This is a genomic window from Streptomyces sp. NBC_01451, assembly GCF_036227485.1.
Classification (GTDB): domain Bacteria; phylum Actinomycetota; class Actinomycetes; order Streptomycetales; family Streptomycetaceae; genus Streptomyces.
In genome coordinates this window covers 4,541,638-4,553,346 of sequence record NZ_CP109479.1, presented here as the reverse complement: position 1 = coordinate 4,553,346, position 11,709 = coordinate 4,541,638, and the positions used below count along the sequence as shown (strand labels likewise).

Genomic DNA, 11,709 nt, shown 5'->3' with positions numbered 1-11,709 from the left:
GTGGGGGCGGCTGCGGCGCGGCCTAGTTCTGGTAGACCTTGTCCGCTCCCGGGCCGCCCGAGAGGGTGTCCCTGCCGGGGCCGCCGTGCAGGGTGTCGTTGCCGCTGTTGCCGTAGAGCGTGTCGTTGCCGGCGTCACCGTAGAGACGGTCGTTGCCCTTTCCGCCGTAGAGGAAGTCGGCACCGGACTTTCCGTGCAGGATGTCGTTGCCGGCGTCGCCGTACAGCGCGTTCTCGTCCCCGTCACCGTCCCTGCCGCCGGTGAGCGAGTCGTTGCCGGCGCCGCCGTGACACACGGTCGCGCACCCGGTGAGGATGTCGTTCCCGGCGCCGCCGTACGCTCCGAGGCCCCAGACTCCGCCCCCGCCGCTGAGGCGGTCGTTGCCGTCCTGGCCGTAGAGCACGTCCCAACTGGTGCCCTGCAGAACGTCGTTGCCCTTGCCGCCGTAGATCGTGGCGTACGCGGTGTTGTCGGGGGCGATCGTCGCGGTGTCGTTGCCGTCGCCCAGGTCGACGTCGTAGATGTCGGAGTCGTCGGAGCCGACCGGGATGCCGACCGCGCAGCGGGCGACCGTGTGGTCGGCCGCCGACGGGTACACACACTCGTCGTTGCTCGCCGCGCTCGTGTCGATGGCGATGGGGGCGCGGTCGCGGAAGGTGAGGATGTAGTAGGCGTCGAACTCGTTGTCGCGGATCTCGACGGTCATCGAGACCGTCAGCCGGTTGGTCTGGCCCGAGGCGCCGTTGTACCAGAGCTCGCCGTCTGTGTGGCGCAGTGAGCCCGCGTTCGGCGTGGCCGCCTGGGCGGCGGGGGCCGTGAGCGCGGCGGCGCCCAGGGCGAAGGTGAGGGCGAGAGCGCTGGTGGTGGCGGTGGCGATCCTTCTGTGCGTACGCATGGCGAAGCAGCCCCTTCGGGGAGTGGTGCCGTGGATGGGTGTGTCGCGGGTGATCGTCGCTTCTGATTACCCGTTAGACAGCGGACCAGGGGCTGGGGTTGTACCGGAATTCCGAAACATGGTGGATCGCGGCGGAATCGCTGTGATCGACGGCTCCGGAGTGCCCCCGCACCGCCGTTCGCTCCTCTGGAGGACGGGCCTGACCTCTGGAAGTGAGGGCCGAGCGAGACGCGGGGACACACGGACACGGACACGGGTCAACGGGTCAACGGTTCAACGGATCGGCGGATCAGCAGCAGCCGCCCGCGACGGACGGTTCCTTGGAGCCGGTGTCGGCCTCGTCCGGGGCGGCGCAGCAGGTGCTGCCCCGCTGCTTGGCCAGGGAGTCGGCGTCGGCCTTGACGACGTAGACCTCCCAGGGTTCCTGGCCGGGTCCGTGGACCCAGACCTTGTCCTGGAGGGCGTAGCAACAGGTGGTGTCGTTCTCCACGTCGGTGGCCAGCCCCGACTCGCCCAGGCGGGCGGTGGCGGCGTGGACGGCCTCGGTGCTCCCGACCTCGACTCCGAGGTGGTCCATGCGCGTCGCCTCGTCCGCGCTGCCCTCGATGAGGACGAGCTTGAGCGGGGGTTCGGCGACGGCGAAGTTGGCGTATCCGTCGCGGAGTTTGGCGGGCTCGGTGCCGAAGAGCTTCGTGTAGAAGGCCACGGACGCGGCGAGGTCGGGGACGCGAAGGGCGAGTTGTACGCGTGATGTCATGGTGAACCTCCTGTGTTGGGTGGGGAGTTCAGCAGCCGCCGGACGACTCGGTGTTCTCCGGGCTCTCCGGCTCGTCGAACAGGCCCGCGCCGCCGCACACGCCGGTCTCCGGCAGGGTCAACTCGACGCGCCCGGCGGCCTCCTGGTCGCCCGCGAGCGCGGCGGCGACGGAACGGACCTGCTCGTAACCGGTCATGGCGAGGAAGGTCGGGGCGCGGCCGTACGACTTCATGCCGACCAGGTACACGCCCTCCTCGGGGTGCGAGAGCTCGTCCACGCCGTGCGGGGGGACGGTGCCGCAGGAGTGGACGTTCGGGTCGATCAGCGGGGCCAGGGCGACCGGCGCCTGGAGGCGCTCGTCGAGGCCGAGGCGGATTTCGGAGAGGAAGGTCAGATCGGGGCGGAAGCCGGTCAGGACGATGACCTCGTCGACCGGGTCGAGCCGGCGTCCGTCCTCCGCGACGAGGATCAGCCGGTCGCCGTCCCCGTCGCGGTCCACAGCCTGTGTACGGAATCCCGTGACCGCGTCGGCATGGCCGGCCTCGACGGCGGCCTGGGCGCGCAGCCCCAGCGCACCTCGGGCGGGAAGCCGATCGGCGTCCCCGCCGCCGTACGTGCCCGCCCCGATGCCGCGCCGCAGGATCCACACCGCGTGGGTGCCGTCCGCCTCCTTCGCGAGGTCGGCGAGGAGCGCGAGCGCGGTGAAGGCGGAGGCGCCCGAGCCGACGACAGCGGTGCGCCTGCCCGCGTAACGGGCGCGTACGACAGGGTCGTTGAGGTCGGGGACACGGTAGGAGACGTGCTCGGCGGCCGTCCTCTCGCCGAGCGCGGGCAGGCAGTCGGCGCCCATCGGGCCGGGGGTGGACCAGGTGCCGGAGGCGTCGACGACCGCGCGGGCGGTGATCCGCGCCTCGGCCCCGTCGACGGACCGGACGTGCACCGTGAACGGCTGCCCGGCACGCCCCGAGTCGACGATCCGGTCGCGTCCGGCGCGGGCGACGCCGGTCACCGTGGTGCCGTAGCGGACCCTGTCACCGAGGACGTCGGCGAGTGGCTGAAGGTACTTCTCGGCCCACTCTCCGCCGGTCGGGTAGGCGGCGGCGTCGGGGCGGACCCAGCCGGTCGGGGCGAGGAGTTTCTCGGCGGCCGGGTCGACTACCTCGCCCCAGGTCGAGAACAGCCGGACGTGGGACCACTCGCGCACGGCGCTGCCCGCGACCGGCCCGGCCTCCAGGACCAGGGGTTCGATGCCACGCTCGACGAGCCGGACGGCGGCGGCCAGACCGACGGGGCCGGCGCCGACGACCACGACGGGCAGCTGATCGATGGCAAGCGCGCTGGTACTGGACAAGGCCACGGGGTCCCCCTTGTTTCGATATCTGTCGATCTCCTGCGCTGCCAGCATGGCACCTGTATCGATGAGCGTCAACATAGACATTCATCGAATCAGCGGTCAGGTCACTCCGTCGCTGATTCGACATGTGTCAACATAGATGCATGTCGAATACGAATACGAAGGCGTCGCTGCTGCTGGCCCCAGCCCCAGCCCCAGCCCCAGCCCCAGACGCAGACGCAGCTCCCGCCTCCGCCTCCGTCCTCACCCTCGCCCCCAGTGAGGCTGTGGCGCCGTGCTGCCCGCCGCTGAGCGAGCGCCCGTTCACCGCGGACGAGGCCGAGACGGCCGCGCGGATGTTCAAGGCGCTCGGCGACCCGGTGCGGCTGCGGCTCTTCTCCGCCGTGGCCTCGCACGAGGGCGGCGAGGCGTGCGTCTGCGACATCTCCGACGTCGGGGTCTCCCAGCCGACCGTCTCCCACCACCTGAAGAAGCTCAAGGAGGCCGGTCTGCTCACCTCCGAGCGGCGCGGTACGTGGGTGTACTACCGGGTCGAGCCGTCGGTGCTGGCCGCGATGGGCAAGCTGCTGGGGACCGCCTCGACCGGCACCTGAGGGCGACCGACCCGGCCCTCTCCCGAGGGGGTGCCGTCAGTCGCCGGCGGGAGCGAACCTCCGCCGCCAGGCCAGGGAGACGTACACGAGCGCGACCAGGACCGGGACTTCGATGAGCGGGCCGACGACGCCGGACAGTGCCTGGCCGGAGGTGACGCCGAACGTGGCGATGGCGACCGCGATGGCCAGCTCGAAGTTGTTGCCGGCCGCGGTGAAGGCGAGGGTCGCCGTGCGGTCGTAGGGCAGGCCGATGACCCTGCCGAGGGCGAACGTGCCGAACCACATCACCGCGAAGTACACCAGCAGCGGCAGTGCGATACGGGCGACGTCGAGCGGCTGCGAGGTGATCGTCCTCCCTTGTAGGGCGAAGAGGACGACGATCGTGAAGAGCAGGCCGTACAGCGCCCAGGGGCCGATCCTCGGCAGGAAGCCGGACTCGTACCTCTCCCGGCCCAGCCTGCGCTCGCCGATACGGCGGGTGAGGAACCCGGCCAGCAGCGGGACGCCGAGGAAGACGACCACGTTCAGGGCGATCTTCCCCATGGAGATGTCCAGTCGCTCGCCGTCGCCGAGGCCCAGCCACCCCGGCAGCAGGTCCAGGTAGAACCAGCCGAGCAGGCCGAACGCCAGCACCTGGAAGACCGAGTTCAGGGCTACGAGCACGGCCGCTGCCTCGCGGTCGCCGCAGGCCAGGTCGTTCCAGATGATGACCATGGCGATGCAGCGGGCGAGGCCGACGATGATCAGGCCTGTGCGGTACTCGGGCAGGTCGGACAGGAAGATCCAGGCCAGCGCGAACATCACGGCCGGCCCGACGATCCAGTTGACGACCAGCGACGACACCATGAGCTTCTTGTCGCCGGTGACGGCGTCGAGCCTGTCGTAACGGACCTTGGCCAGGACCGGATACATCATGATCAGCAGGCCGACGGCGATCGGCAGCGAGATGCCGCCGACCTCGACCGCGGCCAGGGCGTCGTTCAGGCCGGGGACGGCGCGGCCGAGGCCGAGCCCGAGGGCCATCGCGACCAGGATCCATACCGCCAGGAAGCGGTCGAGCGTCGACAGCTTCGCGACGACCGAGGGCACCTCGGCGGTCGTGGTCGTGGTCGAGGCCGTCGTCGAGGCCGTGGACGCGGATGCTTCGGTGCTGCGGGTCACGGACAGGCCCTCTTGTTCCCGGCGGCGGTACGTGCGGACTCGGCCAGATCGGCGAACCGGCCTGCGAGTTGGGCGATGACATCCGGGCGCAGCCTGTAGTACGTGTACCGGCCGCAGGGCTCCGTCTCGACGAGACCGGCCTCGCGCAGCACCCTCAGATGGTTGGAGAGGTTGGTCTGCCGGGCACCGGTCTCCTCCATCAGGTGCGTGGTGCACAGCGTCTCTTTTGCGAGCAGGGTCACGATTTGGAGCCTGAGCGGGTCGGCCAGGACCCGGATCAGATCAGTGTCGACCGACGTCATCATGGGCTGATACTTTCACATCATTCTGTGCTGATGTCATTCTTGGCTGATGCGACCCGGGTGGGTGTCCGGGCGCGCGCAAGAACCCTTGACGAAGGAAGAATCGAAGTCGATGTCCTCCAGCTCGCCGCTCGCGTCCGTACTGTTCGTCTGTGTCCACAACGCCGGGCGCTCCCAGATGGCCGCCGGTTTCCTCGGGCACCTCGCGGGCGACCGGATCGAGGTCCGCTCCGCCGGGTCGATCCCCGGAGACCAGGTCAACCCGTCGGCGGTCGAGGCGATGAGGGAAGTCGGCGTCGACATCTCCGACGCCCAGCCGAAGATCCTCACCACCGAGGCCGTCCAGGCGTCCGACTACGTCATCACCATGGGCTGCGGCGACGCCTGCCCGGTCTTCCCCGGCAAGAAGTACCTCGACTGGGCCCTGGAGGACCCGGCGGGCAAGGGCGTCGAGGCCGTCCGCCCGATCCGGGACGAGATCAGGGGCCGTATCGAGGCCCTGATCGCGGAGATCGACGCCCAACGGGAGGCGTGACCTCCGGGATGTCGACGCCCTGTCACCCTCCCGTACCGGCTCAGCCGGCGTTCCCCTCGCCGTCCAAGTGCCGCATACCGTACGCGCGTTCCTCCGGGTGCCGCTCCAGCCGAGCCATCGTCCAGGCGGTACGGGCGTCGATGCCGGGGCCGAACGCGATCGCGCGGCGACGGGCCCGCCACGTCGTGCGCGGCGCGAGGACCCAGCGCACGAGAGGAAACCGTGGCGGGCCCGGACTGGAGCCGTACGCCACGCTTTCCGCGTTCGGCACCTGCGCCGACGCCGGCCACCGGGGCTGATCCGGCGGCCGGCCCGCCCCGGTGCCCCGGTGTCGGTTCACGCGGGGTGGTGCTGTCCGCGCAGGTCAGCACCACCCGGACGATGAGTCCTGGTCATCATGATCGGTTCTGCTTCGCCATCCGCTCACGCATCGCTCACGCACGTATCGCTCACGCATCACGCACGTATCGCTCACGCGGCTTTCGCGCGTCGCTCGCGGGTCCGGGGACTAGGCCACTACCTGCCACTGCTGGCAGTAGTTGTTCAGCCATGTCCAGAGGCGGACGTCGGTGCCGTCGGTGCTGGCGCAGTCCGCCACGTCCGCGACCTTGCCGCTGTTGGGGTTCGTCAGGCGCAGCCACCCGCTGTCGGTGTCGGTGAGCGACCACCGCTGGCAGGCGTTGTCCCACCACGTCCACTGCTGGATGTTGGTGCCGTCGGAGGTGCCGCAGTCATTGACGTCGAGCACCTTGTCGCTGACCGTGCTGACGATCCGGCTGGTGCCGTCACTCAGCGGTTCGATGCGCCAGCGCTGGTTGGCTCCGCCGGTACAGGTCCAGAGCTGGACGTTCGCCCCGTCGGCGGCCGACCAGTTGTTCACGTCGAGGCACTTGCCGGTGGCCCGGTTGACCAGCATGAAGTCGTTCGGCGTGTAGATGAAGCCGACCTTGTCGAGCTCGTCGCCGCTACGGCCGTGGAACCCGGCGATCTGCCAGCCCGCGGGCGCGTTGCGGGTGACGCAGTCCGACGTGGTGGAGCCGCCGGCGAGGGTGCGGCCGAGGCTGGTGGTGAACTTCGCGTAGAAGATCCGGGTGGTGTTGTTGTACTTGCCCTGGCACAGGTACGCGCTGGTCACGTACTCGGTGCTGCCCAGGGTCAGGGACGAGGCCGTGCCCCCGGTGCCGCCGTGGGTGAGCGTCGTGCCGTTGTTCAGGGTCACCGCGACCTGGTCGACCCGGTTCCCGGCGCGCAGGGAGATCGTGGTGGCCTGGGCGCCCCACGGCACGCCGGCGACGTCGGTGAAGTAGTCGCCGTGCGGGCCGCCGAACTGGTCGCTGAACTGGTAGGCGGGGTTCGTCTTCCAGGTGAAGGACGCGGTGATCGGGTCGTGGTCGGAGAGCATGAGACCGGTGCCGGACTCCAGGAACTTGGAGTGCTCGTTGTTGTAGCTCGTCGAGTCGAGGGTGACGAAGCTGTTGCCGCGGTAGAGGATCTTGTCGACGACCTCGCAGGTGTTGGGCACGGTGGCGCCGGTCTGGTCGCAGACGAGCGCGTCGCTGCCCTTGACGGGGGCCACGCCGCCCCGGATGTTCTTCACCCACGCGTCGGTGAGGCCGTTGGCGGCGGCGAACTCGGCGATGGTGTCGCCGGAGCGGGTGTAGCGGGTGTTGGTGTCACCCATCACGACGACGGCGTTGCCGGCGGAGTGGGACTGGATGAACGCCGTCAGCTGGTTGAGGTTGTCGGCGCGTGAGGCGAGGTCGCCGTCGCTGGTGCCGGCGTTGGTGTGCAGGTTGTAGAAGTCGACGTAGACGCCTTCGGCGAGGCGCTCACGCATGAAGGTGAACCCCTTGGGCGTCAGGCAGTCGCCGGAGTCCCACTGGCAGGAGTTCCAGCCGACCCGTTCGAAGTCGTCCTCGTCGTAGGAGATCTTCGAGAGGGTGTTGAGGCCGCTGCCGATTCCGGCGCCGCCGCTGGTGGGGGTGCGGTAGGCGTGGTTGGTGTCCCCGGCGTACAGGTAGGCGTGGTAGTTGAAGTCCTCCTGGACCTGGACGATGTCGTACGGCGCGATCCGCTGGCCGATCGCCGTCGTGGAGGTCTCGCGGTCGGTCGACGCGCTGGAGAGGATCTCCGGGAGCCCGGCGACGTTGTAGGACAGCACGTTGAACGTGCCGGATGCCGCCGCCGCGGTGGTGGTCGTAGCGGCGGCGGGCGTCGCCGTCGCGACGGTCGCGCCCAGGCCGGTGAGCGCGAGGGCGCCTGTGGCCAGACAGGAGAGAAGTCTTCGCATCGGTGTCTCCTTGGTGATGCGGTGTGGACGCCGGGCGGAAATATGTTCAGTGCATGCCAAACTGGATGCTTCGGGCATGCGTCGATCACTGCCGGGGCGCCACAGGGGAACTGGTGAGAGGGGGGCGCCTGTCCTGTCGGGGAGCGCAGGCGCGGTGCGACTGTACGCGTCGCCGGGCCTTGATGTAAGCGTTTGTGGAGGCCCTCTTCGGACTCACAGAAACGGGCCTCCACGGCACGGGTTTCCGGGAAAAGGGCCACCTCCCGCCCATCCACCGTCCGACGGTCGCCGACCCCGCAATCCGCCTCCCCCTCAGGCGGACGGAAGGCAACTCGGCCTGGAACTGAGAAGAATTGCCCGCCGACGGGACGGTGAATGGGACTGGTGCCGGTGACCATGCCGGCACCGGCATGGTCACCGGCACCGGCATGGTCATCGGAGCGCTGGGACGTCGTCTCGTCGTCGGCCGGGTCAGTACAGGGCCTTGTAGCCCTGCCAGCCGGTGGTGGCTATCGCGGTGCGGGGGCCGAAGGAGCCCCTGCCGTCGCCGTTGTTGCGCCACAGCCTGCCGGAGGTGTCACGGGAGACGATGTCGGCCTTTCCGTCCGAGGTGATGTCTCCGACGCCCACCACCACGTTGTAGGAGGTGCCCCAGTTGTCGGCCACCTTGACCCGAGCCCTGAAACCGCCGGCCGCCGTGCCCCCGTACCGCCACAGCTCGTTCGACGCGTCCTGCGCCAACAGGTCTCCGTACCCGTCACCGTTGAGGTCGCCGACGCCGACGATCTTCTTGTAGCCGGACCACTTGGCGATCCTCACTCGCGCCGAGAGGGTTCCGCTGCCGGTGGCCTTGTACAGGTAGATGTCGTTGGTGGACGCCCGGCGGGCGATCAGGTCCGCCCGGCCGTCACCGGTGATGTCGCCCGGTGAGGTCAGCACGTCGTACTGGTTCCAGCCCGTTCCCAGCGCGGTGTACGACGTGGACGTCGTCAGCGCCTTGCCGCACCCCGGCCGGTAGGCCCGCAGCGCACCGCTGCCGAGCCGCACGAGTACGTCGTCGCAGCGGTCGCCGCTCAGGTCCCCGAACGGCACCGCGGTGACCGAGGACGGCCAGCCCGATGCCGTCGTCCTCGTCGTGAACTTCCCGCTGCCGTCGCCCTGGTGGAAGGTGAGCGCGCCCGAAGGGGTGAGCGTGAGCAGGTCACCAATGCCGTCGGACCCGACATGGTCGCGTCGCACGGCGGCACCACCGGTCAGCCTCAGCGAGCCGGAAGCCGTCGCCGCCGCGCCCTGCCCGCCGGCCGGTGTCACGGTCAGCGACCAGGTGTAGGTGCCGTTCGCCACGTACGCGCCCGTCGACGTCCTGCCGTTCCAGGACGCTCGGACCGTGTCCTGGGCGGCATCGCCGGTCAGCGTGCGCACGGTGGCGCCCGTCGCCCTGTTCCTGAGCACCAGCGTCCACGACGACGCCGGCTTCGACAGCCACCACGTGCCGTCCCACGTGGACGACGGACTCAGCACGCTGACCGAGGGTTCCGTCTTCGCTCCGAGGACCGCGATGTCCGTGGATGGCGTACCACTCCGCACGATGTGGATGTCCTGGGAGTCGGGGTCCACGTAACCGACCAGTCCGGTGTACGGATCGACGTCCCAGACCCCGGCCTCGGCAGCCAGGGGCCGGCTCACCGCGGAGCCGCTGGCGACGTCCGTGAGGGTCAGTGACCCCGACGTGGAACCACGCGTAACCAGGAAGCCGTCACCGAGACGGTTCTCCCGTCCGGTCGGAGCGGCGACGAGCGTCTTCCTGCGGGCGTCGTACACGAAGGCCTTGGCCACCGACCCTTGTTGGGGAACCTCGCACGAGCCGGACCAGTACACCCAGCGTCCCACCGCCTGGAAGTCCCGGACACCGCAACCGCCGCCCACCCGGAACGAGGTGATGGCGTTGCCCGAACGCACCTCCGTGGCCGTCGCGGTGCCGCCGGACCAGGTCCACAGTGTCTCCCCCCACACGGCGGTGGGGGTGTCGAGAAGCCAGCCCTCGCGGGTGAGCACGACCTCGCGCGTGTCCAGATCCGCGACCATCAGGCCGTCTCCCGCCGCCGTGGGTCCGCGCCAGCTCGCGTACCGGCCGGCGGCGTCAAGGAGACCGTGGGTGTCATCGAGTCCGGAGGCGAACACGGTGCCGGGGAGCGACTCACCCCGGTCCAGGACGTACAGCTTCCCGTCCCAGGTCCGGTAGACGGCCCGCCCGTCACCTGTGCCCATGAGAGGGGGGCAGGACCCGTAGTCCCCGTTCATGATCCCGCATCGCGTGGTGCTCCCCCGGTCGGTGCGGGGGTCCGCGGCCAGGTCCCCTTCCGTGACCAGCGAGCGGCTGTACAGGTGCGTCGCCCCGTCGCCGGACTCGAACGTCATCAGCTGACCGCCGCTCAGATCGAGCGACTCGATCCCCATCGGCACGGCGGGCAGATCCACGATCCGGTGCATCAAGGGCAGACCGTCGGCTCCCGCCTCGATCCTGGCGATGCCGTAGTCGAGGGAGGACTCCCCACCGGCGAGAAGCAGGCCGCCGTCGGGGGTGACGAGGGCCTCGGGATTCGCCCGCCTCGCCAGGGGCAGTTCTCCGGAGCCGTCGAAGGGCAGCGCGAACACGCTCCAGACGGAGGACGCGCCGCGCCGCGCGACGACGAGCGCGTCACCGACGACCCCGAGGATCTTGTTCGCGGCATTGGCCGGGAACGGGATTTCGTGCGTGGGCACGTCGAACGCACCTACGGCGTACACCTGCACCGTTGACGCGGAGGACCTGCTGACGACGTAGTCGGGTCCCATCAGGGTGTACGAGTTCCCCACCTGCGGAGACAGGGCGGTGGCCACGCCGGTTTCGGGATCCACCCAGGCGTAGTGGGCATCGTGGTCAGGCTGGTAGGAGTGGACGAGGAGCCCGGAGGCGGTACCCCGGGGAAAGAAGGGGAACGTCGTTCCGTCCGGGAATCCGGTGACGGGCTTCTGCACCGTGCTGCCGTTCTCGTTGCGCAGCAGATACAGCTGCGTCCGTTCCCCGCCCGTGGAAGAGGCGGTCAGGACGGTGCGCCCGTACGTCTGCAGATAGCTCTGGCCCGCCGGAATCGCCACGGTCTCCGTCGTTCCGGTTCCCATGTCACGGAGCAGGACCTGCTCACCGCCGCCGTCCTGGGACGGCCCGGTGAGGGCGACGACGTCCGAAGCTGTGCCGTAGGTCCCCTGGGTCCGAGGCCCCAGCCGATCGCCTCCTTCCACCGGCTTGCGACTGCCGTCGTACCCGGTCCACCAGAGGCCGTACCCCGTGGCGGTGGAACGGTACTCAAGGAAGCCGGAGGTCCCGGCACTCTGCAGAGACGCCGTGCGCGGAGTCGTGCGCATGGTGGCCGGAAGGACGATCTCCGTTGCGGTCTCCGCGTGAGCGGGCGCCGCCAGCGGTACGGCGGACGCATAAAGCGTCAACCCGGTAATGGCGGCAAGCGAGCCACGCACGAAGGTATGACGAGTCACTTGGTTTCCCTCCCCCGCGGAGGGCCCCATCCCCCCGAACAAGCGGGCGAATGCTAGCAGTTGTGCGCTGCCGACGACCTGCCCGACCCGGTCGACCGACCCGGGCGAACGACAGCCGACGCCGCACACGCAAACACACCGACCAGGGGGCGCGCCCCACCGGTCGCCGGACTCCTCCACCATGGACAACAACCCAGGACAACGCGGCCCGAAAACCGTCGAAGGGCCCCACCGCGAACGGTGGGGCCCTTCGACATCGTGCCCGGTGAGGCACTGGCGGAGGATACG

At 69.7% G+C, this 11,709-nt stretch carries 10 protein-coding genes and 1 pseudogene; 2 read left to right on the top strand and 9 right to left on the bottom strand.

Annotated features, from left to right (window positions below):
* Positions 1-22 precede the first annotated feature (22 nt).
* From OG595_RS19930 to OG595_RS19920, 3 genes are all read right to left on the bottom strand, one after another.
* Positions 23-895, bottom strand: a complete 873-nt coding sequence (locus OG595_RS19930; protein WP_329273793.1) for a calcium-binding protein — start codon at positions 893-895, stop codon at positions 23-25.
* 289 nt (positions 896-1,184) lie between these two features.
* On the bottom strand, positions 1,185-1,652 hold the full coding sequence (locus OG595_RS19925) for an ArsI/CadI family heavy metal resistance metalloenzyme (RefSeq protein ID WP_329273791.1): 468 nt from the start codon (positions 1,650-1,652) through the stop codon (positions 1,185-1,187).
* Between the two features lie 28 nt (positions 1,653-1,680).
* On the bottom strand, positions 1,681-3,090 hold the full coding sequence (locus OG595_RS19920) for an NAD(P)-binding domain-containing protein (protein WP_443073083.1): 1,410 nt from the start codon (positions 3,088-3,090) through the stop codon (positions 1,681-1,683).
* 59 nt (positions 3,091-3,149) lie between these two features.
* Between OG595_RS19920 and OG595_RS19915 the strand changes: the two genes are divergently transcribed.
* Entirely contained in the window at positions 3,150-3,599 is a 450-nt protein-coding gene (locus OG595_RS19915; RefSeq protein ID WP_329273790.1) for an ArsR/SmtB family transcription factor, read from the top strand.
* Positions 3,600-3,635: 36 nt separating this feature from the next.
* Here the strand turns inward: OG595_RS19915 and arsB are convergent, their stop codons facing one another.
* The gene (gene arsB / locus OG595_RS19910; RefSeq protein WP_329283051.1) at positions 3,636-4,688 is read right to left on the bottom strand and encodes an ACR3 family arsenite efflux transporter; all 1,053 of its coding nucleotides are present in this window, start codon (positions 4,686-4,688) and stop codon (positions 3,636-3,638) included.
* A 68-nt stretch (positions 4,689-4,756) separates the two neighbouring features.
* A complete protein-coding gene (locus OG595_RS19905; RefSeq protein ID WP_329273788.1) occupies positions 4,757-5,065 on the bottom strand; it encodes an ArsR/SmtB family transcription factor in 309 nt (102 codons plus the stop codon).
* A gap of 109 nt (positions 5,066-5,174) precedes the next feature.
* Between OG595_RS19905 and OG595_RS19900 the strand changes: the two genes are divergently transcribed.
* Complete coding sequence (locus tag OG595_RS19900) at positions 5,175-5,597, top strand: arsenate reductase ArsC (protein ID WP_329273787.1); 423 nt, start codon at positions 5,175-5,177, stop codon at positions 5,595-5,597.
* A 40-nt stretch (positions 5,598-5,637) separates the two neighbouring features.
* Here the strand turns inward: OG595_RS19900 and OG595_RS19895 are convergent, their stop codons facing one another.
* The 4 genes and pseudogenes from OG595_RS19895 to OG595_RS19880 form a co-directional block, all read right to left on the bottom strand.
* A complete protein-coding gene (locus OG595_RS19895) occupies positions 5,638-5,808 on the bottom strand; it encodes a hypothetical protein (protein WP_329273785.1) in 171 nt (56 codons plus the stop codon).
* Positions 5,809-6,105: 297 nt separating this feature from the next.
* The gene (locus OG595_RS19890) at positions 6,106-6,513 is read right to left on the bottom strand and encodes an RICIN domain-containing protein (RefSeq protein WP_329283049.1); all 408 of its coding nucleotides are present in this window, start codon (positions 6,511-6,513) and stop codon (positions 6,106-6,108) included.
* A gap of 12 nt (positions 6,514-6,525) precedes the next feature.
* Positions 6,526-7,887, bottom strand: a pseudogene (locus tag OG595_RS19885) (jacalin-like lectin); the annotation flags it as partial.
* Positions 7,888-8,358: 471 nt separating this feature from the next.
* Complete coding sequence (locus OG595_RS19880) at positions 8,359-11,373, bottom strand: FG-GAP-like repeat-containing protein (protein WP_329273783.1); 3,015 nt, start codon at positions 11,371-11,373, stop codon at positions 8,359-8,361.
* Between the last annotated feature and the right edge of the window lie 336 nt (positions 11,374-11,709).

Bases quoted from the DNA above. Each gene is read 5' to 3' on its own strand.
- OG595_RS19930 (WP_329273793.1), bottom strand. From the start codon at position 895: ATGCGTACGCACAGAAGGATCGCCACCGCCACCACCAGCGCTCTCGCC.
- OG595_RS19890 (WP_329283049.1), bottom strand. From the start codon at position 6,513: ATGCTGGTCAACCGGGCCACCGGCAAGTGCCTCGACGTGAACAACTGG.
- OG595_RS19920 (WP_443073083.1), bottom strand. From the start codon at position 3,090: ATGTCTATGTTGACGCTCATCGATACAGGTGCCATGCTGGCAGCGCAG.
- OG595_RS19925 (WP_329273791.1), bottom strand. From the start codon at position 1,652: ATGACATCACGCGTACAACTCGCCCTTCGCGTCCCCGACCTCGCCGCG.
- OG595_RS19900 (WP_329273787.1), top strand. From the start codon at position 5,175: ATGTCCTCCAGCTCGCCGCTCGCGTCCGTACTGTTCGTCTGTGTCCAC.
- OG595_RS19905 (WP_329273788.1), bottom strand. From the start codon at position 5,065: ATGATGACGTCGGTCGACACTGATCTGATCCGGGTCCTGGCCGACCCG.
- OG595_RS19915 (WP_329273790.1), top strand. From the start codon at position 3,150: ATGTCGAATACGAATACGAAGGCGTCGCTGCTGCTGGCCCCAGCCCCA.